Below are 25,464 nucleotides of genomic sequence, written 5' to 3'. Positions count from 1 at the left end.
GAAAGAATACTAAAATGCTAGAAGGGGAGTTAGATGAATCAATCGGTTTCAAACTTAAAATTAGCTGAGCGTGGTGCCATTATCAGCATCTTGACCTATCTATTCTTGTCTGCAGCTAAGCTAGCGACCGGACACCTCCTCCATTCATCCAGTTTGGTGGCAGATGGTTTTAACAACGTTTCAGATATTGTTGGAAACGTGGCCCTTCTCATCGGGATTCGTTTGGCTCGCCAACCGGCAGATAGAGATCATCGCTTCGGTCACTGGAAAATAGAGGATTTGGCAAGTCTCATCACTTCCATCATCATGTTTTACGTTGGATTTGATGTTCTACGGGATACCATCCAAAAAATACTCAGCCGAGAACAAACGGTCATTGACCCACTTGGGGCGACTCTGGGAGTCATCTCTGCTATCATCATGTTTGCAGTTTATCTCTACAATACCCATCTGAGTAAGCAGTCTAAGTCCAAGGCCCTCAAGGCTGCAGCTAAGGACAATCTGTCAGATGCCGTGACATCTCTTGGAACTTCTATTGCTATCCTGGCTAGTAGCTTCAACTATCCAATCGTGGATAAGTTGGTCGCAATTATCATTACCTTCTTTATTCTTAAAACTGCTTATGATATCTTTATCGAGTCGTCCTTCAGCCTTTCTGATGGTTTTGATGAACACTTGCTAGAAGATTATCAAAAAGCTATCATGGAAATTCCTAAGATTAGCAAGGTCAAATCACAACGGGGGCGTACCTACGGAAGCAATATTTATCTGGACATCACACTTGAGATGAACCCAGACCTCTCTGTTTTTGAAAGTCACGAAATTGCAGACCAGGTCGAATCCATGTTATCAGAACGCTTTGGTGTCTTTGATACAGACATTCATATCGAACCAGCACCAATCCCTGAGGATGAAATTCTAGATAATGTCTATAAAAAATTGCTCATGAGAGAGCAACTAATCGACCAAGGAAATCAACTGGAAGAGTTACTTGCAGAAGACTTCATTTATATCCGCCAGGACGGACAAGAACTGGACAAGGATGCCTATAAGGCTGAAAAAGAATTAACCTCTGCTATCAAGGAGCTTCATTTAACTTCTATCAGTCAAAAGACTAAACTCATCCGCTATCAAGTCGGCGATACCATTCATACCAGTATCTGGCGTCGCCACGAAACTTGGCAAAATATTTTCCATCAGGAAACAAAAATAGAAAAAGACTAAAGCAAAACTCCCAACTTTCTCAGTTGGGAGTTTTTTATATTCTTATTTTGCAATGCTCTTAGCAAGAACGAAATTCCCAAGTGTAGCTGAACCATTACCTGCAACAGCTGGTGTTACGATATAGTCACGCACATCTGGGACTGGTAGATAACCATTGAGAAGAGCTGTGAATTTCTCACGCACACGATCAAGCATATGTTGTTGAGCCATAACCCCACCACCAAAGACGATGACATCTGGACGGAAAGTTACAGTCGCATTCACTGCGGCTTGAGCAATGTAGTAGGCTTGAACATCCCAAACAGAGTTGTTGAGTTCAATGTTTTCCCCACGAACACCTGTACGAGCTTCCAAACTTGGACCAGCTGCATAACCTTCCAAACATCCATTATGGAAAGGACAAACACCATTAAATTCTTTTTCAATATCCATTGGGTGTCTAGCCACATAATAGTGACCCATCTCAGGGTGACCAACACCGCCAATAAACTCGCCACGTTGGATAACACCTGCACCGATACCTGTACCGATAGTGTAATAAACCAAGTTTTCGATACGACCGCCGGCATTATTACGAGCAACCACTTCACCGTATGCAGAACTATTTACGTCTGTTGTGAAATACATAGGCACGTTTAGAGCGCGACGAAGAGCACCAAGCAAGTCGACATTTGCCCAGTTAGGTTTTGGAGTTGTTGTGATAAATCCGTAAGTTTTTGAGTTTTTATCGATATCGATTGGACCAAATGAACCAATGGCAAGTCCTGCAAGATTGTCGAATTTTGAGAAGAACTCGATGGTTTTATCGATTGTTTCAATAGGTGTTGTTGTAGGAAATTGTACCTTTTCTACAACGTTATAGTTTTCATCTCCGACAGCACAGACAAATTTTGTACCGCCTGCTTCCAAACTTCCGTATAGTTTTGTCATGATAAACCTCTTGTATTTATTTTCTTTATTATAGCATATTTCCAGACTGAAAATTGCTCAATATTTTAGATTTTCCTCTGTAAATTTTACCATTCAAGCAAAAACGAACAAACATGACATTTGTTCGTTTTTTTGATTTATTAAGCTTTAACTTCGATGATTGCATCTCCCTTAGCAACTGATCCAGAAGCAACTGGATTTACTGAAGCAAAGTCTGCAGTGTTTGTTACGATAACCATTGTTGTGTTATCAAGACCTGCAGCAGCAATCTTAGCTGAGTCAAATGTTCCAAGAACATCTCCAGCTTTAACCTTGTCACCTTGGGCAACTTTATGGTTGAAGCCTTCACCGTTCATTGAAACAGTATCGATACCAACGTGAATTAAGATTTCAGCACCGTTAGCTGTTCTCAAACCATAAGCATGCCCTGTTGGGAAGACGATTGTCACTTCAGCATCAGCTGGTGCATAGACAACATCTTCACTAGGTTTTACAGCGATACCTTGCCCCATAGCTCCACTTGAGAAGACTGGATCATTCACATTTGAAAGAGCAACGACATCACCAACGATTGGTGTTTGAATAACACCTTCGCTCGGTGCAACAACAGCACCAGTAACTGCTTCTTCAGTCAAACGATCTGTTTCAGCTTCAGTAATAGCACCTGCAGCTTCTTCTACTTCATCTTCATAACCAAACATGTAAGTAAGAGCGAAACCAAGTGCAAATGATACAGCTACCATAAGAAGGTATTGTAGAAGTTGTCCGTTACCAATGTAAAGCATTGTACCAGGGATGATTGTGATACCATTACCAGTACCAGCAAGTCCAAGGATAGATGCCAATCCACCACCGATTGCACCAGCAATCAATGAAAGGAAGAATGGTTTACGGAAACGCAAGTTAACCCCGAAGATAGCAGGCTCAGTAATACCTAGGAAGGCAGAAAGAGCAGCTGGGAAAGCAAGTGTTTTAAGTTTAGGATTTTTAGTTTTCACACCAACGGCTACTGTCGCAGCACCTTGAGCAGTCATAGCTGCAGTAATGATAGCGTTGAATGGGTTAACATGGTCAGCAGCAAGCAATTGAACTTCAAGCAAGTTGAAGATGTGGTGAACACCTGATACGACGATTAATTGGTGAACTCCACCAATCAAGAAACCACCAAGTCCGAATGGCAAGTTAAGAATAGCTTTTGTTCCAATGAGAATGTAGTTTTCAACAACGTGGAAGACTGGTCCGATAACAAACAATCCAAGGATTGACATTACAAGGAGTGTTACAAACGGTGTTACCAAGAGGTCAAGTACATCTGGAACAACCTTACGAACTGCTTTTTCAAACTTAGCTCCGACAACCCCGATGATGAAGGCTGGAAGAACTGAACCTTGCAAACCTACAACTGGGATAAATCCGAAGAACTGCATTGCAGTTACTTCACCACCAGACGCAACAGCCCAGGCATTTGGAAGTGAACCAGAAACGAGCATCATACCAAGAACGATACCAACAGCTGGGTTACCACCGAATACACGGAAAGTTGACCAAACAACCAAACCTGGCAAGATAATAAAGGCAGTGTCTGTCAAGATCTGAGTATAAGTTGTCACATCTTCTGGAAGTGTCATTCCAAGAGCAGTCAAGAGACCACGAACACCCATGAAGAGACCAGTTGCCACGATAACTGGAATGATTGGAACGAAGACGTCACCGAAAGTACGGATGGCACGTTGGAACCAATTTCCTTGTTTAGCAGCTTCTGCTTTCATTTCAGCTTTTGTTGAAGTTGGCAAACCAAGGGCTACGACTTCATCGTACATCTTGTTTACTGTACCAGTACCAAAGATGATTTGGTATTGACCTGAGTTAAAGAAAGCACCTTGAACTTTTTCCAAGCTCTCGATAGCATCTTTGTTAATTTTCGCTTCATCTTTAACCATAACGCGAAGGCGAGTCGCACAGTGCGCAACACTGTTAACGTTCTCACGTCCACCTAAGGCTTCGATGACTTTTTTTGCAATTTCTGTATTCGTCATTTGCAAAAATCTCCTTATAAAAAATTTTGTTCTTATTTGAAAGCGATTTTACTCGCCCTACGAGTATTATTTTATCATCTTTCAAAAATATGTCAAGCGTTTTGCAGAAAAAGTTTTTTGATTGTTAAAATTTTTGATAGTTTTTGCTACTTTCTTAATAAATCTCTCTAAAAAGTGCCTGCTCCTACGTGTTTTTATGTGTATTTTTTCAAAAACTTTCATATTTTCATTAATTTTCATAAAAACGGGTTCCTAATTATCTGTCAATCGTTTGACATTTTTTTCTTAATTTTATGATAAAAGACTTGCTTTTTTATAAGGAAACGTTTACTATAAAGATAGTAGAATTTATGGAGGGAATATAAATGGAATGGACTACCGAGCGTCGTTATAGACGCTATGAAGATTGGACACAAGAAGAAAGAAAAGAAATCCAAGAAAAGATGGCACAATCCCCATGGCACGTCAACTATCACATTGAGCCAAAAGAAGGACTCCTTAATGATCCAAATGGCTTTTCTTATTTTGATGGCAAATGGGTTGTTTTTTACCAAAATTTCCCCTTTGGTGCAGCTCACGGTTTGAAATCTTGGGTTCAGCTTGAAAGCGACGACTTGGTTCACTTTACTGAAACAGGTGTAAAAATATTACCTGATACTCCTCTGGATAGCCACGGTGCTTACTCTGGATCTGCTATGCAGTTTGGCGATAACTTGTTCCTATTTTATACAGGAAATGTCCGTGATGAAAACTGGATCCGTCACCCTTACCAAATTGGTGCTTTGATGGATAAGGATGGAAAGATTACAAAGATTGACAAGATCTTGATTGACCAGCCAGCAGACTCTACTGACCACTTCCGCGATCCACAGATTTTTAACTTTAAAGGACAATATTACGCAATCGTTGGTGGACAAGACTTGGAGAAAAAAGGATTTGTCCGTCTCTACAAAGCTGTCGATAATGATTATACAAACTGGAAAGAAATTGGTGATTTGGACTTCAACAATGACCGTACTGCCTATATGATGGAGTGCCCAAATCTTGTCTTTGTCGGAGAACAACCTGTCCTTCTCTACTGTCCACAAGGTTTGGATAAAAAAGTTCTTGACTATGACAATATCTATCCAAATATGTATAAAATTGGTGCTTCCTTCGATCCTGAAAATGCACGTATGGTAGATGTGTCTGAACTACACAATCTAGACTATGGTTTCGAAGCATATGCCACTCAGGCCTTCAATGCTCCTGATGGACGTGCCTTAACAGTAAGTTGGCTTGGTTTACCAGATGTTTCTTACCCATCTGACCGTTTTGACCACCAAGGAACTTTTTCATTAGTCAAAGAACTTACCATTAAAGATGGCAAACTCTATCAGTATCCTGTAGCTGCTATCCAGGACCTCCGAGCTTCAGAAGAGGAATTTTCAAATCGTTCTGAAACTAAGAACACCTACGAACTTGAACTGAACTTAGAGGCTAATAGTCAAAGTGAAATCATCCTTCTTGCTGATAAAGACGGCAAGGGACTCTCTATCAATTTTGACCTTGTCAATGGTCAAGTAACCGTCGACCGCAGTCAAGCAGGTGAGCAATACGCTCAAGAATTTGGAACTACTCGCTCATGTCCTATTGACAAGCAAGCTACTACTGTAAATATCTTCATCGATAATTCAGTCTTTGAAATTTTCATTAATAAAGGAGAAAAAGTATTTTCTGGTCGTGTATTCCCGCATGCAGATCAAAATGGAATTCTCATTAAATCTGGAAACCCAACTGGAACATACTACGAATTAGAATATGGTCGCAAAACTAACTGATGTCGCAAAATTAGCTGGCGTCAGCCCTACTACTGTTTCACGTGTCATCAATAAAAAGGGTTATCTTTCAGAAAAAACCATTCAAAAGGTTAATGATGCTATGCGTGAGCTGGGCTATAAACCCAATAACTTAGCTCGAAGTCTTCAAGGAAAATCAGCCAAGTTAATCGGTTTGATTTTCCCAAAAATCAGCCATGTTTTCTATGCTGAATTGATTGATAAATTGGAACACGAACTCTTCAAAAAAGGTTACAAGACCATCATCTGTAATAGTGAACACGATTCGGAAAAAGAACGCGAATACATCGAAATGCTAGAAGCCAACCAGGTGGACGGCATCATTTCGGGAAGTCATAACCTTGGGATTGAGGATTACAATCGCGTAACCGCTCCGATCATTTCATTTGACCGTAACCTATCACCAGACATACCTGTCGTTTCTTCTGACAACTATGCTGGTGGTGTCCTAGCCGCTCAGACTCTGGCTAAAACTGGAGCCAAATCTATTATCATGATTACAGGAAATGACAACTCCAATTCACCAACTGGACTTCGTCATGCTGGTTTTGCTTCAATCTTGCCAAAGGCTCCTATTATCAATGTTTCCAGTGATTTTTCACCCCTTCGTAAGGAAATGGAAATTAAAAATATCCTGACCAAACAAAAACCAGATGCGATTTTCGCCTCTGATGATTTGACTGCTATTTTGGTTATTAAGATTGCTCAGGAGCTTGGAATCTCTGTGCCTGACCAGCTAAAGGTGATCGGCTATGATGGGACTTATTTCATTGAGAATTTCTACCCTCACCTCACTACCATTAAACAACCTATGGAAGAAATTGCTCGCCTGACAGTTGATTTGCTACTGCAAAAAATTGAAGGCAAAGAGGTTGCTACCACTGGTTATTTCTTGCCAGTTAGTCTCTTACCAGGTAAAAGTATTTAAGCATAAGAAAAAACTCAGACTGAATTTGTCTGAGTTTTTTCTTATGATCTAAATTTTTTCAAGAGTATTTGGGCTTTTTCTAAGTTAAAGGTTTTTTCAGCAATCAAGCTTTCTACCAACTTAGGCACTTCAGCCTCTGTGGCTCCTGCTAGGAGGGCTAGTGACTTCGCTTGAAGTTTCATGTGTCCATGCTGAATTCCTGTGCTGACAAGAGCTTTAAGAGCTGCAAAGTTTTGTGCAAGACCAATTGACACGATAATTTGAGCCAATTCCTTAGCTGATGGATGACCTAGCAACTCATGGCTGAGAACTACACGAGGATTAAGACCAATTGATCCACCCTTGGTAGCAACTGGCATCGGCATAGTCAGCTCTCCTATTAGCTCTTCTGTTTCCAAATCCATCGTCCAACGACTGAGACCTCGATAAGCACCATCATGACTCGCATAGGCATGCGCTCCTGCTTCGATGGCACGCCAATCATTTCCTGTTGCAATCAAGAGAGCATCGATTCCGTTGAAGATACCTTTGTTATGGGTTGCTGCTCGATAAGGATCTGCTTGAGCAAACTGGCTGGCTAAAACCATTTTTTCAGCTAGTTCACGCGCTTCATCCTTCTGGCGACTCAAATAACGAAAGGCAATCCGACAAGTTGCAGTTACTAGAGAATCCGTGGCATAGTTGGATAGAATGCCCATTAAACTTTGCCCTTGACTTAAAGCCTCTAAGCTAGGTTTTAAAGCTTCAAGCATGGTATTGAGCATATTAGCTCCCATGGCTTCCTGAGTATCCACATGAAGATAAACCACTAAAAAGTCAGCCTCACCAGAAATTTTCTCAACTGTTAGCTCTCTGGCTCCACCACCACGTTTGACAATAGATGGATAGGCTTGGTTTGCTTGTTCGAGTAGCTCTGCTTTCTGACTCAAAATAGCCTGACATGCTTTATCCCTATCTGGAACCTGATAAAGAGCTACCTGACCAATCATTTGGCGTTGATGAACCTGAGCAGTAAAACCACCCGCACGTTTGATAATCTTACTAGCAAAACTAGCTGCAGCAACAACAGATGGCTCTTCGGTCACATAAGGAACTGTGTACTCTTGACCGTTTACCAGTACTTCTGGCACTACTGAGTAGGGTAGTGAGAAGGTCCCCACTACATTTTCACTCAGTTGGTTCGCAACTGCTATACTAAGATTTTCATTTTGCTCAAGACTTTCTTGGGCTTCCATAGAAGTAAGCGCCTGAGACTTAACGAACTCAAGGCGCTCTTGAATTGATTTTTTAGCAAATCCATTCCAATTTTTTTTCATTATTTTTCAACCTTGCTGTAGCGACGTTGGTGTTCTACAATCTCAACCAGAGCATAGTCCTGTCCCTCATAGCCAGACATGGTTGCAGAACCTGACTCATCCAAGTTTGCTTCCTCAAAGAAGATTCGTTCATAATCAGCGACACTCACAGACTGGCGTTGGTCTAGCAAATCTAAACGACCTTTCTGCAATTGCTTTTCATAGCCTTCAACCAATTCCACACTGAAGAACTCAGATACAGCACCACTTCCGTAGCTATAGAGAGCAATCTTGTCTCCTGCTTTAAGACTATCAGAATTTTCAAGAAGAGACAAGAGACCTAAGAAGAGTGAACCTGTATAAATATTCCCAACTTTTTGGCTATAAATAATAGATTCATCAAAGTGCTTTTGAAGCAAGTCCTTCTTCTCTTGAGGCAAGGATTTGTCGAGAATTTTCTTCAAACCCTTGAGAGCTAGCTTCGGATAAGGTAAGTGGAAACATACAGCCTCAAAATCGTTCAAATTACAGTCATAACGCTTTTGATACTCTTCCCAAGTCGTTTTTAAACTATCAAGATATTGTTGCGTTGAGTAAACCCCATTTACAAATGGTGTTGTCGAATAGTTTGGACGCCAAAAATCCATGATATCACGAGTTTGTGCAACATTATCATTGTTGAAAATCATCACACGTGGATTTTGGCTAATTAACATAGCAACACATCCTGCACCTTGAGTTGGTTCTCCAGGAGTTTCGACACCATATCTTGCAATATCACTAGCAAGCACCAGAACCTTTGATTTAGGAGAATTTTCTACATGTAACTTAGCATAGTGAAGAGCCGCAGTTGCACCATAGCAAGCTTCCTTGATTTCAAAACTACGAGCAAAAGGTTGAATTCCAAGCAAACCGTGTACAAAGACAGCTGCAGCTTTACTCTGGTCAATCCCAGACTCTGTCGCTACGATAACCATATCAATCTCTTGCTTCTCTTCTTCAGTCAGGATAGAATTCCCTGCACTAGCAGCCAAGGTAACAATATCCTCTGTTAAAGGAGCGATACTCAATTCTTTTAAAAGGAGTCCTTTACTCAATTTTTCAGGATCAATTCCTCGGGTTTCTGCTAAATCTTGTAATTTCAAAACGTATTGACTGGTCGCAAAACCAATCTTATCAATACCGATTGTCATATTTACCTCTATTTTTATCATTCATTGTAAAAATTCGTCCACCTCTATTTTATCATAATTGAGGTCAAATGAGCGAAAAAAGACTTGATTCCCCAAATCAAGTTCATTTCCATCTTCCTATCCATGTTCTTTCAGCCACTCTACCAACGAAAAAATCGAGTCTTAGCTAGCTCGATTCTTTTTGAGATAGTAATACAACTTGAGTATGACTGTCCCACTTGCCATTCCTATTGAAATAACAAGGGCCAACATCATGACTAACATGGCACTAGAAATGGCATGGCCGTAGTCACCTGTAACGAAGAAGGAAGTGGTTCGATAGGACAGATAACCTGGCACTAGTGGTGCCAGAATAGCTAGGGCAAAAACCACTGCTGGAGTTTTGTAGAGAATACTCATAATCTGGCTAACACAAGAACCAATCACCGCAGCAATAAAGGTTGCCAAAATGACATTAGTTGGCTCCTTGAGTATTAGATAGAGGAGCCAGATTGACATTCCCAAAACTCCACCAGGGATAAGCATGGAACGCTGGACATTTAAAACGATTAAAAAAGTGATAATTGCTAGCAGACTAGCTAGAGCCTGCAATAAAAATGTTGTTAGAGTCATATTAGTTCATGAGTACGAGGGCGACAGAGGTGCCTGCCCCTAAGGCAAGGGTAACCAGCAAAGATTCAAACATCTTGCTCATACCAGAGTTAATGTGATTGGTCATAATATCTCTAACGGCATTAGTCAGGGCAATTCCAGGTACAAAGGGCATAACCGCACCTGCAATGACCAAATCAGCTGTAGAAGGCAATCCAGAATAGCGCGCCCAAAATTGCGCAATCAAGCCAAAAACAAGAGCACCTGCAAAAGCTGTCATAAAGGGAATACGAATAAATTTTTCTACGTAAAGAGAACAGGTGAAAGCAAATATGGTTGCTACTCCTGCACCAATGGCATCGTAGGCATTCCCACCGAACATGATCGAGAAGAAGGGAGCACTAAGGGTCGCTGCAGCAGTTAGCTGAACATTGGTGTAGGGAGATGCCTTAGCATTTAATTGCTTGAGTTGAATAAAGGCTGTCTCCAAATCAAGCTGCCCTGATACAAGCTGCCGTGAAATCTGATTAACATCACAAACCTTCTCAATATTATAAGCAGAGGAGGTTACTCGTTTCATTCGAGAGATATTTGTATTTTCAATGGAGAAAAAAATAGCTGCAGGCATGGCCAAAACATTACAATCCATGATGCCTTGTGAATGAGCGATTCGAATCATGGTGTCTTCGACACGATAGATTTCTGATCCATTGCGAAGCAGAATTGTTCCTGCTAACATAATGACATCAATGACTGCATTCAGTTTTTTTGATTCGTCCATGTTCCCCTCCTTTTTAAACTCCTTACTATTTTATCATAAATTTGAAGGAAAAAAAATCTTTGTCACAAAAACTGCGACAAAGATTGACTAGTTATCCCCCTCAATGCAAATCTGACGTTGTAGTGTTTTGATTAGCCTGTGGTTCTCTAATCTGTGGAGATGTTTCTGCACGACTAGGATTGCTTACTGTAGGATTTGTTGTTGTTATTTTCGGTTTATAGATAGAAATCTTGATACGAGTAGTATTCAGATCCACACCTTCACCTGGTTTTGGACTTTGACTGACTACAGTTTCCTCAGCAGTTCCCTCTGGTGCTGTAGAGACCTCTACCACTTCAATATTAGCCTCTTTTACACCTACTATCTGAATTAAGTTATTCTTGGTAAATTCAAGACTTGATCCAATGTAACTTGGCATAGGAACGCTAGTTACCTTCTTGGCTACTGTCAAGGTAATCTCTGTCGCCTTACTAAGATCATAAGTGGTTCCTTCTGGCAGACTCTGTCTCATAACAAGGCCCGCCTCTGTTTCACTTGATTCCTCTTCTACAATCTTGATGAGATTTTCAGGAACTTTTTTACCTTTCAATTCTGCAATGACGTCCGTAGATTTACGTCCAATATAATTTCCAATCTTAAACGATTGCTGACCTGAAGAGATAATAAGATTAACTTTTGTTCCTTCTTTTCGTGCCGAGCCAGCATCTGGATCTGTTCGGATAACTCGACCTTCTTCGACAGTATCACTAGCTTCAGTCTTTTCCTCGCCAATTTCAAAATTAGCTTTTTTAAGATTTTCCTTGGCTTCTGCTACAGTTTGTCCTGCAACTTTTGGAATTTCCACAGTTGCTGGTGTTTTCGATACAATCCAAAATAGAGAAGCCATAACAAGTATAAAACTAGCTAAAAGCACAAAATATCTTGCTTTGAAACGACGTTTCTTGACTGGTTTTGCAACGGTTTCTTTATTAGTTGCCTTTTGGGTCGGCTTTTGGCTCTGATGACTCTCTTCCTTCGGTTGCACTTTAGGAATCCCTGTTAAAGTAGACTGTGAGATTTTCGGTAAAGTTTTTGTATCAACTTTACTTGTGTCTTCAAATACTAGCTTTGGTTCATTGCGACGGTTATAAGAAAGACTGCTCAATAAATCAACATACATCTCTGAGACAGTTTGGTAACGGTCTGTTAACTTTTTAGCTGTCGCTTTTATAACCACGTTTTCCAAGGATTGTGGCACTGATGGGTTTTCTGCAATGACAGAAGGAAGTGGTTTTTGGAAATGCTGAAGTGCAATGGTAACAGCACTATCGCCATCATAAGGAATATGACCTGTCAACATTTCAAAGAAAATAATCCCCATGGCATAAATATCACTCTGTATGGTCGCCTTTGAACCACGCGCCTGTTCAGGTGATAGATAGTGAACAGAACCTAACATAGAGTTGGTCTGTGTCAAACTTGTTTCTGCAAAGGCCACCGCAATCCCAAAGTCTGTAACTTTTGCAGTGCCATCAGGAGTCAAGAGAATATTTTGAGGTTTCAAATCACGGTGAACAATTCCCTTTGCATGTGCCAAACGCATAGCTAAGAGAATCTGCCCCATGATACGAACAGCTTCCTCGTTAGAGAGAGGATAGTGTTCTTTGATATAGCGTTTGAGGTCAAGACCCGCTACATATTCCATAGCTAGGTACTGCTGACCGTCTTCTTCACCGATATCCGTAATTCGAACGATATGAGGATGATCTAAGTCTGCCATCGCACGCGCTTCACGCTGAAAACGTGCAACAGCGATAGGATCTGTCTGATAGTTGGTTCTCAGAACCTTTACAGCAACTTCTTCCCCATCCAGAATCAAATCTTTGGCCAGGTAGACATCTGCCATCCCTCCGCGGCCAATTTGTTTGATAATCCGATATCGTCCGGCAAATATCTTGCCGATCTGGATCATTCTGATTCCTCCTCAATCGCAATCAAGGCAACAGTAATGTTATCAAGCCCTCCGGCATTGTTTGCAAAACGTACTAAGGTTGCCGCCTTGTCTTCAAGTGAAATATCACTTGTCACGATGTCATAGATTTCACTTCCTGAAATCATATTCGTGAGACCATCACTGTTCATAACGATATAGTCCCCTGGTTCCAAGCTTACAATTCCTAAATCAGGTTGAATTTCATCTTTTTGTCCGATAGACTGGGTGATGATATTCTTTTGTGGATGTGCTTCAGCTTCTTCAGGTGTTAATTGACCTGCCTTGAGCAATTCATTCACCAAAGAATGGTCACTCGTTAATTGATGGTATTCTTCACCACGAACCAATCCGATACGGGAATCGCCAATATGAGCATAGATAGCTTGATTATCAATGATTGCAAGGGCTTCTAGAGTAGTACCCATCCCCTTATATGCTTCATCTCGACCTAATTGGTAAATCTTTTGATTTTCAATCTCTAGATGTTCAGCAAACCATTCACGAACTTCATTCACGGTATCGATGTGAGTATCAACCCAGGCTACACCCAAATCTGTTACTGCCATCTCACTAGCAATATTACCAGCTCGGTGTCCTCCCATCCCGTCAGCCAAGATAATCATTGTGTGACCGGCACGGTTGACAAAGTGATTAACATAGTCTTGATTATTTGTACGTTTCTGACCAACATCTGTTAATAATGAAATCTCCATTGTGTCAGTTCCTTCCTAATCGGATATCTTGCGAAATTGGCTGATAAAGAATCCATCACTCCCATACAACTCTGGAGTAATGAGGATGCAGCCATCTTTCAGGATATCCTTGCATTCGTGTTCTAGTTTAACCTGCTCGAACTCTGGATGACTTTCTAAAAACGCTTGAACAACTTGAAAGTTCTCTTCAGAGACAATAGTGCAGGTACTATAAGTTATTATACCACCTTTACGTAGCGTTTGACAAACACTACCTAATATTTCCAACTGAATTTCCTGTAATGACGTGAAATCAGCAGTGTCTTTGTTGTATTTGATATCTGGTTTTCGACGTAAAAGTCCTATCCCTGAGCACGGGGCATCGACTAAAATCTTATCAAATTGATCCTTGCCAAAAAACTCATGCACTTTTCGAGCGTCCAGTTTTTGCGTTTGAACACGGTCCTCTACACCTAAACGCTGGGCATTCTCTTGAATCAAAGTGAGTTTATGGTCGTAGAGATCCAGAGCCGTTACCTGACCTGTCATTAGATAAGACGCCATATGGGCTGTCTTTCCGCCAGGAGCTGCACAAGCATCTAAAACCTGCTCATCTCCTTGTAAATCTAGTGTTGGCGCAACCAACTGACTAGACTCATCCTGAATAGTAATAGCCCCTTCAGTAAACAAATCATGACTAGCAAAATGCCCTTGCTCCTTGACCAAACCAGCAGCTGACAGAATCGAATCACTGGCATCAAGTAAAGTTTTAATTTCCTCTTTGCGACTCAAATCTGTCACACGGATACTGGCTTTGTTACGTTGTAAAAGACTTTCAAAAATCGCTTGCGCTCGCTCTTCGCCATACTCTTCCTTGAGCTTAGAAATCAACCAAACTGGCAAAGAGTAGGCGATAGAATCACGCTTGTTCTTACGCTTGATACTGTCAATATCAGGCAAACCCTCACGCAAAATACGGCGCAAAACAGCATTGACTAGTTTTTCGCTACCCTTTTTACGAAGTTTTGCAATTTCTACCGCTTCATTGACCACTGCATGATCAGGAAGCTTATCCAAGTATTGGAGTTGATAGACGCTCATGAGAAGCAAAACATAGAGCCAGCTGTCTAGCTTGTCTCTATCCTCAATAAAGTGAGACAAATACCATTCTAAAGTTAGTTTACGAGCTACGGTTCCATAAACAAGTTCTGTCACCAACCCCTTATCTGCTACTGACAGTTGACTTCCCTTAAGGTGTTTATTTAAGGCGATATTGGAGTATGCTTGATTGACAAGAACGTCCTCAAGTACATTCAAGGCTACACTTCTAGCCGTTTCTACTTTAGTCACCAAATCGTTCTCCTACTGCTAAAGTTCGTCCCACACCGTTAAGGAAGGAAGCAATGTCCATCTTAGGTTTTCCTGCTGGTTGAACCTGTTTGAGAGATAGAGCTCCTTCTGCTGTTGCAACGATCAACTCCTTCTTACCGATGGAGAGAATTTCACCCGGATTTCCTTGACCTTCTACTGGCAGGGCTTCATAAATCTTAAAACGATCTCCCTTGAGGAAAGTATGAGCAACAGGCCATGGATTCATCCCACGGATTTGGTTAAAGAGTTGACGGTTGGTCTTGTTCCAATCCAACTTTTCTTCCTCAGGTTTGATATTTGGTGAGAATGTAACCTGACTTGGATTTTGTGGTTCTGGCTGAATTTCACCAGCTATATAAGCTGGTAGAGTATCCAAAAGCAAATCACGGCCGACAATGGCCAATTTTTCAAACAATGTTCCAACATTGTCCTCATCGGTAATGGGAATGCTACGACGAGAAATCATGTCTCCTGCATCCATTTCCTTGACCATTTCCATAATGGTTACTCCTGCCTCTTCATCACCCTGAATCAAGGCATAATGAATAGGAGCACCACCACGGTGTTTTGGAAGAAGCGAAGCATGAACGTTGACCGCAAAATCCATGCTATCAAGGAGTTTACTTGGGAGAAATTGTCCAAAAGCTGCAGTCACAATTCCATCAGCACCCAAGTTCATGATAGCTTCCATTTCTGGACTACCTGATAATTTTTCTGGTTGGTAGATAGGAAGCCCTGCTTCTTTAGCTGCTTGTTTTACTGGGGTTTCTTGGATGACTTTTTTACGTCCGACAGCACGATCTGGCTGAGTTACAACAGCTACAATCTCGTAGCGGTCATCTGACAAAAGCCCCTTCAAAACGGTTGCCGAAAACTCGGGCGTTCCCATAAAGATTAGTTTTGTCATCTTCTCTCCTTCTATAAAAATTGTTGCGGTTCGTGGTCAATACTGAGACGAAGTTCGCTATTTTCACGTTCTTGAGTTAGAGCCAAAACCTGATTAAGGGTCGAGGCCAACTCATCTTCTAAACGATATTTAATCAAAATTTGGTAATGATAGAGGTTATGAGTGCGAGCGATAGGTTTTGGTGTTGGTCCAAGGATGATACAAGCATCCGATAAACCTGACCGCAAAATATCCATGACTTGATAAGCACGTCTAAGAACCTCTTCTTCTTTTTTATGAGATAAGGTGATTCCAATAGTGAAATAATAAGGTGGATAACCCAACTGACGTCTGATGCCCATTTCATAGGCATAAAAACCTTCGTAATCCTGATCCTTGGCGAATCGAATGGCATAGTGTTGTGGATTATAGGACTGAATCAAGACCTGACCTGCCTTTTCAGCACGACCGGCGCGACCTGCCACCTGGGTCAAGAGTTGGAAGGTTCTCTCAGAAGAACGAAAATCAGGCAGATTCAAGGCTGTATCTGCATTGAGAACACCAACCAAGGTTACATTAGGAAAATCCAAACCCTTGGCAATCATCTGGGTTCCCAACAGGATATCTGCCTCCCCTTTGCCAAACTGCTCAAGTAAAGCTTGGTGACTACCCTTTTTACGAGTTGTATCCACATCCATGCGTAGAATACGTACCTCTGGAAAGAGTTCCGCTAGCTCATCATAGGCCTTTTGAGTCCCTGTTCCATAATAGCGAATGCTACGACTCTGACAGTTTGGACAGACATGAGGAATTTCCTTAGAAAATCCACAATAATGGCAGTTCATGGTTTTAGTATCCATGTGTAGCGTCAAGGAAATATCGCAGTTGGGACAAGTATCCACGATCCCACATTCTCGGCACATGACAAAGCTAGAATAACCACGACGATTGAGCATGAGAACAACCTGCTCTTTTTTATCCAGTCGATCTTGAATGGCCTCAATCAGTGGTGGTGTAAAGTTTGATGTTTCATTCTGCCCGATGTAATCACGGAAGTCAATGAGTTGAACCTCAGGAATACTTGCTAAAGGATTGGCCCGTTGAGTCAAACGTAGATGTTGATAAACACCCTTACCAGCACGCGCACGACTTTCTAGACTCGGTGTTGCAGAACCAAGGACTAGGGCAGCTTGATTGTACTTGGCACGTAAAAGAGCCACATCTCTAGCATGATAACGAGGATTGCTGTCTTGCTTGTAGCTAGCCTCGTGCTCTTCATCGATAATGATAACACCTAGATTTTTCAAAGGTGCAAAAATAGCAGACCTGGCCCCAACAACTACCTGAGCATCTCCACGCTCCACCTTGCGCCACTCATCATACTTTTCACCGTTGGACAAGCCTGAGTGGAGAATGGCAACTTGCTCACCAAACCGAGCAATAAAGCGCTCTGTCATTTGAGGTGTCAGAGAGATCTCTGGAACTAGAACAATCGCTGTTTTTCCCATATCCAAGGCACCTTGGATAATCTGCAAGTAAACCTCAGTTTTCCCACTTCCTGTAATTCCTTGAAGAAGAAATGGAGGATGTTTCTTTCCAATCGCTCCAACAACCGCCTCACAGGCTTGTTTTTGCTCTGGGTTTAACTCTAAGGCTTGATTTGACTCGATTCCTTCAAAGTAGGCAGCTGAACGTTGAACTTCTTTTTGAAGAATCGTCAAAGCACCCTGTTCCACAAAGAAGTTAACTTGTTCCCGTGAGTAATGTTCTAACAAAGTAGCCAAAGGAGTACTTTCTGGATGTGCTACTAAATAATCTCGCAGTTCCAATTTCTTCTTGGCACGGTTTGAGATTTCTAGCTTTTCTAATTTGTCAAGATTCACTTGAATCCAAGACTGTGTTTTGACCTTCTTCTGGTCTATAGCCTGATACTCTAACTTCAAAAGTCCTTTGCGAGTCAATCGCATCATCTCGGCCTGCTTTTCTAAGTCTAGAGATGAAAATGCTAAGGACTCTTGCGAACCGAATAAACGCTCCTTGTCCTCCTGACTCAAGCCTTCCAGAGGATAGAGGATTTTATCATAGCTAGAATTCAAAAATCCTGGAAGCATAGCTTTTAGAATAGAAATCTTGTATGAAAAAACTGACTTACGTAGTTCTTCGGCCAGCCAGAGTTGTTCCTCCGTTAAGACAGGAGAAAAGTCCAGCACCTCAGCAATTTCTTTCAAGTCCTCATCTGCCACATCTACATCAGATTCTTGTTCCATTCCAAGAACAATTCCCTGAATCAAGCGATTGGCCTTCCCAAAAGGCACATGAACCCGCATACCAACTTCCAGCATGTCTACAAATTCCTCAGGGACCTTATAACTGTATGGTTGGTCCGTCTGCATCAAGGGAACATCCACAATGATTTTTGCAATAGCAATAGCCATATCCTCACCTCCTTCTCTTCTTAAATCGTTTCAATTGATTGAGTATTCTTGCAATAGAAAAAATAAGATTGAGTCCCCCCAACCTTAAATTTTTTCACCTTCTTCTTTTTCTTTCGCGATTTGCTCTTTGATTTTCTTTTCTTCTTCTTCTCTCAATCGTCTTTCTTCTTCGATACGACGACGAACAGCTTCGCGTTTTCCTTCTGGATCTGGGTGGATGGTTACATTCCCTGATTCAATTTCTTCCAAGGCACGAAGTGTAGATTTTTCAGATTTGAATTCTTGTGTTGGAGTTGCTCCAGCTTCTAATTCGTGAGCACGTTTTGCTTCCAAGATTACGAGTGAATATTTTGATGGTACCTTGTCAAGCAAGGTATCAATAGAGGGTTTAAGCATCATTTGTTTGTACCTGTTTTCTATAGTTTATCGAATAGTTGGAGACTTTGGTAGCATATCCTGGTAGTGACCGATGACACGATCGACGCGGAAATGTTCTGCTTCAATCACACGTTTGACACGTTCTGCGGCAAGAGGAACATGATCATTGACAATAGCATAGTCATACTCACGCATCAAAGCAATTTCTTCTTTAGCTTTCTCGATACGTTGGGCGATCACTTCTGCGCTATCTGTACCACGACCTACGAGACGATCTTGCAATTCTTCCAAATCTGGTGGTGTCAAAAAGATAAAGACTGCATCTGGAACTTTTTTCTTGACCTGAAGAGCTCCCTGCACTTCAATTTCAAGGAAGACGTCAATCCCCTTATCAAGGGTTTCATTGACATAGGTCAGAGGAGTTCCGTAGTAGTTGCCTACATACTCTGCATACTCTAACATCTGTCCTTGACGGATCAATTCTTCAAATTCTTCACGCGTACGGAAGAAATAGTCAACTCCGTCTACTTCACCTGGACGTTGAGCCCGTGTTGTCATAGATACAGAATATTGGAATTGGTTTTCAGAACTCTCAAAAATTTCTCGTCTAACCGTTCCTTTTCCAACTCCTGAAGGACCTGAAAAAACGATTAGTAAGCCACGGTCTGCCATGATGTCTCCTTTGGATAGTTTGTGAAATGCTTTGGAAATTCATTCAGAATTCTCTTTGTGAAGGCATTTCTGCTTACTACAATCTTTCTATCTAGTGTAACAAAAAAGCAGTAATTTTTCAACTGCTCTTTCTTATTTATTTTGCATAATCAACTGCACGAAGTTCACGAATCACGGTTACCTTGATATTTCCTGGGTAATCGAGATTGCTTTCGATTTTCTCACGAACTTTATGAGCTAAGATTGTGACCTTGTCGTCCTTGATTTGACCTGGATTTACCATGATTCGGATTTCACGACCTGCTTGAAGGGCAAAGCTATTTTGAACTCCTTCAAAGCTATTAGCGATTTCTTCTAAATCATGGAGACGTTTGATGTAGCTTTCAAGTGATTCGCTACGAGCTCCTGGACGGGCTGCGCTCAAGGCGTCCGCTGCAGCAACGAGAACTGCAATCACACTTTCAGGCTCTACATCTCCGTGGTGACTAGCAATCGTGTTAATCACAACTGGATGCTCTTTGTACTTGCGAGCTAATTCAGTACCAATCTCAACGTGGCTACCTTCTACCTCACGGTCAATGGCTTTACCAATATCGTGAAGGAATCCTGCACGGCGGGCAAGAGCTGCATTTTCACCAAGTTCGCTAGCCATGATACCAGCTAACTTAGCCACTTCGATTGAGTGACGCAAGACATTTTGTCCGTATGACGTACGGAACTGCAGGCGACCCATAATCTTCATCAAGTCAGGGTGAAGGTTCGGCGCCCCAATTTCGTAGGCTGCAGCTTCACCATATTCACGAATACGGTTATCAATTTCTTGACGGTTTTTCTCAACCAACTCTTCGATACGAGCTGGGTGAATACGTCCATCCTTGAGCAAGGTTTCCATCGTCATACGGGCAATCTCACGGCGGATAGGATCAAAACCTGACAAGGTTACCACTTCTGGAGTATCATCAATGATAACATCAACCCCTGTCAAACTTTCAAAGGTTCGAATATTACGGCCTTCACGACCAATGATGCGACCTTTCATGGTATCATCAGGCAGATGAACTGTCGAGTTGGTAGACTCAGCTACATACTCACCAGCAATTCTCTGCATCGCTTGGGACAAGATGTCCTTAGCAAGTTTATCTGAACGTTCTTTGACTTCTTGCTCAGCCTCACGAATGCGGCTAGCAATTTCCTTGGTCAAGTTTTCTTCTGTCTGGGCTAAGATAATATCTTTTGCCTCTGACTGTGTAAGACTTCCGACACGCTCTAGTTCAGCTTGCTTTTGCTTTTCAATTTCCTCTAGTTGCTCTTCACGTGCATCAAGGTTTTTTGCTCTATCAGAAATACTTTGTTCTTTTTGTTCAAGTGTTTTTTCTTTGTTCGTCAAATTATCGTCTTTACGGTCAAGGCTCGTAGCTCTCTCCGTCAAACGACTTTCGATTTGCTTGAGTTCCTGACGCTCCGACTTAAATTCAGCGTCCACTTCTTCGCGGTATTTTCTGGCTTCTTCTTTAGCCTCCAATAGTGCTTCTTTTTTAAGGGATTTGCTTTCGCTCTTGGCTTCATTTAGTAATAAATCCGCTTCGCGCTCAGCTTGTCCTCGTAAATTAGTTGCTTCTTGTTCAGCATTTAAAAGCATCAACTCTGCAGCCTCTTGTGATGATTTCATCTTGACTGAGATGCTGACATATCCAATGACTAAACCAATGATGACGGCAAAAACAACTATAACAATTGCCATAATTTCCATGTTTTTACCTCAATTTATTTGTTTATCTGAATGACATACATTCTTATACATTTTACCACAAAAAAATATTTTTAACAAACCTTAAATGGAAGTTGTTATAGTTATTTTTAGGAGCATTATCTTCATTTTCCTTTGTAAAATAAGCTTCTTAAACCTAACTATTTTTTAAAAGAATTTTTTTGCAAAAAATAAGAAATAAGCCCACCTCAAAGTAGACTTAGTTTGTTTCAATTCTTATTGGCACTCGACCAAAATTTTGTTCTGCTATACTAGGGTGTCCCAGTTGATAGATTTGGTCTGCCTTTTGAGTCATAGCATCCCAAGGTTCTTTGCCAATTCGGCTAACTAGCTGGACTTGATCTTTCAAATCTTTAAGATGTTGTCTGCCTTTTTCGGTAAAACCAAGGACGTGAATGCCTTCTGACAAGTCACTTTCTCTAGCCTGCACCAAGATATAGGTCAAGAGGCGTCGCACACGCGCCTTGGTGTAGCGTTTGGTAGCCACTAACTCAACCAATTCCTCAATAGATTTTGCTATTTTGATGGCTTCCTTAATACGCACAGCCATCTCTTGATTGACCTGATAAATAGTACTTAAATCTGGATTTGACAAGATTTGATAGCGGAGCAAGGGAAAATAGTTATCCCAACTCACCTTACTCGCCTGCTCAAAAATAGTAACAGAAGGCATAAAGCGTTCTAAGAAATCTGAGTCTGATTGATGCTGACGGAGGGCTGTCGCCGAAGCAAAGTCCACATCCTTGTCCACCGAATGATACCCTGCCCCCTGACGCTTGATTGGATGAAGTTTGATATCTCTCCCAGCAACTGCCTTGGCATAGGCTAGAGCAAGAACATGATTGGGCGTTTCACCTGAAAAATCAAGACCTGCAAATTCCTTCCACATAGCTTGCGTTTTCTGAGGGTAAGAGAGGGAATCAGGTAGATTGTCCACAAAATTCTCCATCTCTTGACCACGCTCTGCATATAAGTTAGCAATTTTCTGGTAATCTAGAACTTCCTCTGTCCCAAAGGAAAGGGTATCTATGCCCAAACGAGCCAAGAGTTCAACAGCACCTTGACCAAAGAAATCCGCTGCTTGTACACTGACTAAAAAGGGCAATTCTACTACCAGGTCTGCGCCATTCTCCAGTGCCATCTGGGCCCGAGTCCACTTGTCCACGATAGCTGGCTCTCCTCGTTGTATGAAATTCCCAGACATAGCCACAATTTTCAACCCTTTAGCCTGTTTTAGCAGGTATTTATGGCCATTATGAAAAGGATTGAACTCCGCTATAATACCTGTAATGGTCATACTTTATCATCATCTCCCACTATTTTTATTAATGAAATTAAAACCTTTGATCCAGTAACACAAGAAGCCATAAATAATGGAATAATAGCATATGCGTCAACCTGAATATTAGGTGTCTTCGAATTGTCTAATGTGATGAAATACGCTACTATCACTATAAAAGTCATGGCAAAGGACGCGATTAATTTAGACCAAATAAGACAATATTTCTGTAATTCATTGAAAATATTTTCATCTTTTTCGGAAAGTTTAATATAAAGAGAGAGAGAAAAATAAGTATAGTGAACATTGGAGCTAACACAACTATTACATTCTGAACTAAATCTAAAACTCTATCCTTAAAATTGATCACTATATCTATAGAACCATTGGTTATATGTGAAAACTCAGCAAATTTTATAGACAAGTATGCTAAAATTATAGGAAATATAAGATATTTCAAGACTTCAAATTTATTATCAATTTCATAATTTACAATCTTTTTCAAAAACAATAGAGGTTTTTTTAAAATTAAAAGAATTAACCATAACATTAAAAAAACTACAATGATAATCACTCCTAAAATCGATGCAAGCCCTTGTTTCCAGTTATTAAAAGATATGTTTTTATGTAAAAAATCAATATCGTTTTTAAGTCTTGCTTTTATTTCCGTAGTTGATTTCACTCTAAATTTTATGTAGTAATATCCAAAATAAATTAAAACAAATACTAGTAAACAAAAGTCTCCTCTTGTCATACTCTTCTCCTACTTTTGTGCCACAAAAAACCAACGAGTACTGGTATCTGTAGGCTCCTTATCCTCAAAGTCAGCATAAAGCTTGAAGGATTTGAAACCAGCTTGTTCTAGCAAAATATCATAGGTCAAGACCTCGTATGTACGCTCCTCATGAACTTCGTCGTGACGACTAAAGGAACCATCCGCTTCCTTGATAAAAAAGGTCAACTCATGCACGATAGAATGTGGTGCTGCATCCTCGTAGGTATCCCAGAGCATGGCAAAGTCTTCTGCATTTTCATGATAGGAATAGCCAGGAAAGACCTCATCAGTCTGGTAGGTCGAATGCACATCAAAGATGAAGACCCCATCTTCATTAAGGGCATTATAGACTTCCTTAAAGACGTCCCCGACTTCCACCTCATCCTGCATGTAGCAGATTGAGTCCGAGTAACATGTGACAAAATCATATTTACCTGTCTTGGACAAATCCAGCATGTTACCTTCCATAAAATCAATCTTTTGCTTGGCTGAAGTAGCTCTCTTCTCAGCAATCTTCAACATGTCCGCGCTCAAATCAAGTCCCGTCACATCAAAGCCAGCCTGAGAAAAGCGGACAGACTGGATACCTGTTCCACAAGCCAATTCCAAGAGTTTCTTTCTCTCCTTAGTCCTAGGCAAATGGCGTAGAGAAAAATCCGTCCATTTATCGTATAAACTATCATCCATGACTGCATCATAAACAGCCGCAAAGGTTTCGTATGTTGCCATAATCATGATACCAAGAGCGTCTCTGGAAATACCACTCGCTCTCACCTTTCTAACGATTTTCTTCTAGATTAAGCAAATAAACCCAGTTGACTGCAACTGAGTTCATCTCCTACGCCAAAGTTTCAGATAAATCTACTGAATTCGCCTCATGCCATAGTTTTTCTAGGTTATAGTGGGCACGCATTTCTTCTGAGAAGATATGCACTACGACACCACCAAGGTCAAGTAAGACCCAGCCACCAGCTGCATCACCTTCAACATGGCTGCCTTTAAAGCCCGCTTGGGCTACTTTTTCACGGATATTTTCAGCGATAGCGTCCAATTGACGGCTATTCATTGAGCTCGTGATGACAAAGTAATCTGTCACACTGGTCAATTCTTGTACGTCAAGTGCGAGGATATCCTCCGCACGTTTCTCATCAGCCGCTTTCACGACTAGTTCTAATAATTCTTTTTCGTTCATTTAGTCCTCTTTCAAATAGTGCACATAAGCGTTATAGGTTTCAAGGGTTTGGGGATAGATAGGCAATCCCTGGCGAGCCAAATGTTCCACAGTGCGGGCTGTTTCATAGGCTACTGCCTTATTGAGTGACAAACTTGCAATCTCACGCGCCTGGTCCACCCCTGGAAAGGCACGATTATGTTCGATGTAGTCTGCGACGTAGATAACCTTATCAAGGTCCGTCATCTGACCAGCTCCAACTGTATGAATTTCAATAGCTCGTAGGATTTCAGAATCTTGTAAATCCAAATCTTCCTGAATCTTGTAGATACCGACCATGCCATGCCAGATATTATTGCCCCAGTTTTTAAGATCAGGGTCAAGTTGATAACGATCTATCAAGTCTAAAAATTCTTGATCTGATAGCTTTTTAGCATAGTCATGAAGGAGACCTGCTAGACCTGCTTTCTCAGCATCAACTCCAAATCGTTCTGCAAGCTCAATGGCTGCACGCTCCACACCCAGACAATGGGTCAACCGCTTCTCGGGTAGAAGCTCTGCCATCTTTTCCAACAATTCTTCACGGGAACAGTTGATATAGTCTTGGTATGCCATCAGTAAAGTCCTTCTTTCTCGATATAGTCTAGCACTGGCTTAGGCAAGAGAAAGTTGGGTGTTCGTCCTTGAGCGAAAAAGTCACGCACCATACTAGATGAAATATCCATGAGGGGCACATCCACCCAGATAACTGGATAAGAAGTCCCTGCTTTGTAACGTGGTCGCTGAACTCCCACAAACTGAACTAGTTCCACCAACTCATCAATTCTATACCATTTAGGCAGATAGTCCACCATATCGGCACCGATAATGAAATAGTAATCTGTATCTGGATTCTTCTCTGTTAAAAGCTTCATGGTGTCGTAGGTGTAGGAAATACCCTTACGCTCTAGCTCAAGAGTTTCAATAGCTATACCTTCGATTCCATCAATTGCCAATTCAAGCATTTTGAGGCGGTGGTGTTCAGGAATGGTTTCCTTTTTGTCTACGTGAGGCGGTTGATATTCAGGCATGAGCAGAACTTGATCCAATCCCAACTGTTGGCGTACTTGGTCTGCCACGATAAGATGGGCGTTGTGAACAGGGTTAAAATTTCCCCCTAATATTCCAACTTGCTTACGTTTTTTATCCTTGATTTCTGGCTCTAACTCCACTTTTGTAAAGGGAGTTAATAATTCGATTGCCATAGGCT

At 41.3% G+C, this 25,464-nt stretch carries 24 protein-coding genes; 3 read left to right on the top strand and 21 right to left on the bottom strand.

Annotation, left to right across the window (positions count from 1 at the left end):
* The first annotated feature begins 33 nt into the window (after positions 1-33).
* The gene (locus QM857_RS08235; protein ID WP_414275639.1) at positions 34-1,224 is read left to right on the top strand and encodes a cation diffusion facilitator family transporter; all 1,191 of its coding nucleotides are present in this window, start codon (positions 34-36) and stop codon (positions 1,222-1,224) included.
* Between the two features lie 42 nt (positions 1,225-1,266).
* On the opposite strand, the gene scrK is transcribed toward QM857_RS08235, so the two are convergent.
* From scrK to QM857_RS08220, 3 genes are all read right to left on the bottom strand, one after another.
* Positions 1,267-2,154 carry a fructokinase ScrK gene (scrK, locus tag QM857_RS08230; protein WP_414275638.1) on the bottom strand — a complete coding sequence of 296 codons (888 nt, stop codon included), beginning with the start codon at positions 2,152-2,154 and terminating at the stop codon, positions 1,267-1,269.
* A gap of 140 nt (positions 2,155-2,294) precedes the next feature.
* The gene (locus QM857_RS08225) at positions 2,295-4,190 is read right to left on the bottom strand and encodes a sucrose-specific PTS transporter subunit IIBC (protein WP_006149910.1); all 1,896 of its coding nucleotides are present in this window, start codon (positions 4,188-4,190) and stop codon (positions 2,295-2,297) included.
* Positions 4,191-4,271: 81 nt separating this feature from the next.
* Entirely contained in the window at positions 4,272-4,430 is a 159-nt protein-coding gene (locus QM857_RS08220) for a hypothetical protein (RefSeq protein ID WP_414275637.1), read from the bottom strand.
* 125 nt (positions 4,431-4,555) lie between these two features.
* On the opposite strand from QM857_RS08220, the gene QM857_RS08215 reads away from it, so the two are divergent.
* Together QM857_RS08215 and QM857_RS08210 are read left to right on the top strand one after the other, a co-directional pair.
* The gene (locus QM857_RS08215; protein WP_414275636.1) at positions 4,556-6,010 is read left to right on the top strand and encodes a sucrose-6-phosphate hydrolase; all 1,455 of its coding nucleotides are present in this window, start codon (positions 4,556-4,558) and stop codon (positions 6,008-6,010) included.
* A complete protein-coding gene (locus tag QM857_RS08210) occupies positions 5,991-6,956 on the top strand; it encodes a LacI family DNA-binding transcriptional regulator (protein ID WP_414275635.1) in 966 nt (321 codons plus the stop codon). The genes QM857_RS08215 and QM857_RS08210 overlap by 20 nt, the downstream gene beginning before the upstream one ends.
* A 41-nt stretch (positions 6,957-6,997) precedes the next feature.
* Here QM857_RS08210 and QM857_RS08205 read toward each other — a convergent pair whose 3' ends face one another.
* From QM857_RS08205 to QM857_RS08120, 18 genes are all read right to left on the bottom strand, one after another.
* Positions 6,998-8,272, bottom strand: coding sequence for a hydroxymethylglutaryl-CoA reductase, degradative (locus QM857_RS08205; RefSeq protein WP_414275634.1), 1,275 nt, complete (start codon positions 8,270-8,272; stop codon positions 6,998-7,000).
* Positions 8,272-9,444, bottom strand: coding sequence for a hydroxymethylglutaryl-CoA synthase (locus QM857_RS08200; protein ID WP_178894688.1), 1,173 nt, complete (start codon positions 9,442-9,444; stop codon positions 8,272-8,274). The genes QM857_RS08205 and QM857_RS08200 overlap by 1 nt, the downstream gene beginning before the upstream one ends.
* A gap of 162 nt (positions 9,445-9,606) precedes the next feature.
* Positions 9,607-10,056: a threonine/serine exporter family protein gene (locus QM857_RS08195; protein ID WP_178894687.1), complete on the bottom strand. Its 450-nt coding sequence runs from the start codon at positions 10,054-10,056 to the stop codon at positions 9,607-9,609.
* Position 10,057: 1 nt separating this feature from the next.
* On the bottom strand, positions 10,058-10,816 hold the full coding sequence (locus QM857_RS08190) for a threonine/serine exporter family protein (RefSeq protein WP_178894686.1): 759 nt from the start codon (positions 10,814-10,816) through the stop codon (positions 10,058-10,060).
* A 100-nt stretch (positions 10,817-10,916) separates the two neighbouring features.
* Positions 10,917-12,767 carry a Stk1 family PASTA domain-containing Ser/Thr kinase gene (pknB, locus tag QM857_RS08185; protein WP_178894685.1) on the bottom strand — a complete coding sequence of 617 codons (1,851 nt, stop codon included), beginning with the start codon at positions 12,765-12,767 and terminating at the stop codon, positions 10,917-10,919.
* Positions 12,764-13,501, bottom strand: coding sequence for a Stp1/IreP family PP2C-type Ser/Thr phosphatase (locus QM857_RS08180; RefSeq protein ID WP_178894684.1), 738 nt, complete (start codon positions 13,499-13,501; stop codon positions 12,764-12,766). The genes pknB and QM857_RS08180 overlap by 4 nt, the downstream gene beginning before the upstream one ends.
* 15 nt (positions 13,502-13,516) lie before the next feature.
* Positions 13,517-14,830 carry a 16S rRNA (cytosine(967)-C(5))-methyltransferase RsmB gene (rsmB, locus tag QM857_RS08175; RefSeq protein WP_414275633.1) on the bottom strand — a complete coding sequence of 438 codons (1,314 nt, stop codon included), beginning with the start codon at positions 14,828-14,830 and terminating at the stop codon, positions 13,517-13,519.
* On the bottom strand, positions 14,823-15,758 hold the full coding sequence (gene fmt, locus QM857_RS08170) for a methionyl-tRNA formyltransferase (protein ID WP_178894682.1): 936 nt from the start codon (positions 15,756-15,758) through the stop codon (positions 14,823-14,825). Before fmt ends, rsmB begins: the two co-directional genes overlap by 8 nt.
* An 11-nt stretch (positions 15,759-15,769) precedes the next feature.
* Positions 15,770-18,166: a primosomal protein N' gene (locus QM857_RS08165; protein ID WP_414275670.1), complete on the bottom strand. Its 2,397-nt coding sequence runs from the start codon at positions 18,164-18,166 to the stop codon at positions 15,770-15,772.
* Between the two features lie 90 nt (positions 18,167-18,256).
* Positions 18,257-18,571, bottom strand: a complete 315-nt coding sequence (gene rpoZ, locus QM857_RS08160) for a DNA-directed RNA polymerase subunit omega (protein ID WP_004251389.1) — start codon at positions 18,569-18,571, stop codon at positions 18,257-18,259.
* Between the two features lie 24 nt (positions 18,572-18,595).
* Positions 18,596-19,222, bottom strand: coding sequence for a guanylate kinase (gene gmk, locus QM857_RS08155; RefSeq protein WP_000775049.1), 627 nt, complete (start codon positions 19,220-19,222; stop codon positions 18,596-18,598).
* A 136-nt stretch (positions 19,223-19,358) separates the two neighbouring features.
* On the bottom strand, positions 19,359-20,972 hold the full coding sequence (locus tag QM857_RS08150; protein WP_414275631.1) for a ribonuclease Y: 1,614 nt from the start codon (positions 20,970-20,972) through the stop codon (positions 19,359-19,361).
* Between the two features lie 217 nt (positions 20,973-21,189).
* Positions 21,190-22,287: a nucleotidyltransferase gene (locus tag QM857_RS08145; protein WP_414275630.1), complete on the bottom strand. Its 1,098-nt coding sequence runs from the start codon at positions 22,285-22,287 to the stop codon at positions 21,190-21,192.
* 181 nt (positions 22,288-22,468) lie between these two features.
* Entirely contained in the window at positions 22,469-23,023 is a 555-nt protein-coding gene (locus QM857_RS08140) for a hypothetical protein (RefSeq protein ID WP_414275629.1), read from the bottom strand.
* Between the two features lie 9 nt (positions 23,024-23,032).
* Positions 23,033-23,773: a class I SAM-dependent DNA methyltransferase gene (locus QM857_RS08135; protein ID WP_414275628.1), complete on the bottom strand. Its 741-nt coding sequence runs from the start codon at positions 23,771-23,773 to the stop codon at positions 23,033-23,035.
* A gap of 109 nt (positions 23,774-23,882) precedes the next feature.
* Positions 23,883-24,236: a ribosome silencing factor gene (rsfS, locus tag QM857_RS08130; protein WP_414275627.1), complete on the bottom strand. Its 354-nt coding sequence runs from the start codon at positions 24,234-24,236 to the stop codon at positions 23,883-23,885.
* Entirely contained in the window at positions 24,237-24,830 is a 594-nt protein-coding gene (gene yqeK / locus QM857_RS08125; RefSeq protein ID WP_414275626.1) for a bis(5'-nucleosyl)-tetraphosphatase (symmetrical) YqeK, read from the bottom strand.
* Positions 24,830-25,459: a nicotinate-nucleotide adenylyltransferase gene (locus QM857_RS08120; protein WP_414275625.1), complete on the bottom strand. Its 630-nt coding sequence runs from the start codon at positions 25,457-25,459 to the stop codon at positions 24,830-24,832. Before QM857_RS08120 ends, yqeK begins: the two co-directional genes overlap by 1 nt.
* Positions 25,460-25,464 lie beyond the last annotated feature (5 nt).

Source organism: Streptococcus infantis (genome assembly GCF_047463315.1).
GTDB lineage: Bacteria > Bacillota > Bacilli > Lactobacillales > Streptococcaceae > Streptococcus > Streptococcus infantis_AB.
This window is presented reverse-complemented; position numbering and strand designations above follow the sequence as displayed.

What these genes read in the sequence shown, in the direction of transcription:
- QM857_RS08210 (WP_414275635.1), top strand. Translation starts at nt 5,991, where the DNA reads ATGGTCGCAAAACTAACTGATGTCGCAAAATTAGCTGGCGTCAGCCCT.
- QM857_RS08195 (WP_178894687.1), bottom strand. Translation starts at nt 10,056, where the DNA reads ATGACTCTAACAACATTTTTATTGCAGGCTCTAGCTAGTCTGCTAGCA.
- scrK (WP_414275638.1), bottom strand. Translation starts at nt 2,154, where the DNA reads ATGACAAAACTATACGGAAGTTTGGAAGCAGGCGGTACAAAATTTGTC.
- QM857_RS08205 (WP_414275634.1), bottom strand. Translation starts at nt 8,272, where the DNA reads ATGAAAAAAAATTGGAATGGATTTGCTAAAAAATCAATTCAAGAGCGC.
- QM857_RS08180 (WP_178894684.1), bottom strand. Translation starts at nt 13,501, where the DNA reads ATGGAGATTTCATTATTAACAGATGTTGGTCAGAAACGTACAAATAAT.
- QM857_RS08190 (WP_178894686.1), bottom strand. Translation starts at nt 10,816, where the DNA reads ATGGACGAATCAAAAAAACTGAATGCAGTCATTGATGTCATTATGTTA.
- pknB (WP_178894685.1), bottom strand. Translation starts at nt 12,767, where the DNA reads ATGATCCAGATCGGCAAGATATTTGCCGGACGATATCGGATTATCAAA.
- gmk (WP_000775049.1), bottom strand. Translation starts at nt 19,222, where the DNA reads ATGGCAGACCGTGGCTTACTAATCGTTTTTTCAGGTCCTTCAGGAGTT.
- QM857_RS08225 (WP_006149910.1), bottom strand. Translation starts at nt 4,190, where the DNA reads ATGACGAATACAGAAATTGCAAAAAAAGTCATCGAAGCCTTAGGTGGA.
- rsfS (WP_414275627.1), bottom strand. Translation starts at nt 24,236, where the DNA reads ATGAACGAAAAAGAATTATTAGAACTAGTCGTGAAAGCGGCTGATGAG.
- QM857_RS08220 (WP_414275637.1), bottom strand. Translation starts at nt 4,430, where the DNA reads ATGAAAATTAATGAAAATATGAAAGTTTTTGAAAAAATACACATAAAA.
- fmt (WP_178894682.1), bottom strand. Translation starts at nt 15,758, where the DNA reads ATGACAAAACTAATCTTTATGGGAACGCCCGAGTTTTCGGCAACCGTT.
- QM857_RS08215 (WP_414275636.1), top strand. Translation starts at nt 4,556, where the DNA reads ATGGAATGGACTACCGAGCGTCGTTATAGACGCTATGAAGATTGGACA.
- QM857_RS08140 (WP_414275629.1), bottom strand. Translation starts at nt 23,023, where the DNA reads ATGACAAGAGGAGACTTTTGTTTACTAGTATTTGTTTTAATTTATTTT.
- QM857_RS08235 (WP_414275639.1), top strand. Translation starts at nt 34, where the DNA reads ATGAATCAATCGGTTTCAAACTTAAAATTAGCTGAGCGTGGTGCCATT.
- rpoZ (WP_004251389.1), bottom strand. Translation starts at nt 18,571, where the DNA reads ATGATGCTTAAACCCTCTATTGATACCTTGCTTGACAAGGTACCATCA.
- QM857_RS08200 (WP_178894688.1), bottom strand. Translation starts at nt 9,444, where the DNA reads ATGACAATCGGTATTGATAAGATTGGTTTTGCGACCAGTCAATACGTT.
- QM857_RS08145 (WP_414275630.1), bottom strand. Translation starts at nt 22,287, where the DNA reads ATGACCATTACAGGTATTATAGCGGAGTTCAATCCTTTTCATAATGGC.
- QM857_RS08120 (WP_414275625.1), bottom strand. Translation starts at nt 25,459, where the DNA reads ATGGCAATCGAATTATTAACTCCCTTTACAAAAGTGGAGTTAGAGCCA.
- QM857_RS08135 (WP_414275628.1), bottom strand. Translation starts at nt 23,773, where the DNA reads ATGGCAACATACGAAACCTTTGCGGCTGTTTATGATGCAGTCATGGAT.
- QM857_RS08150 (WP_414275631.1), bottom strand. Translation starts at nt 20,972, where the DNA reads ATGGAAATTATGGCAATTGTTATAGTTGTTTTTGCCGTCATCATTGGT.
- yqeK (WP_414275626.1), bottom strand. Translation starts at nt 24,830, where the DNA reads ATGGCATACCAAGACTATATCAACTGTTCCCGTGAAGAATTGTTGGAA.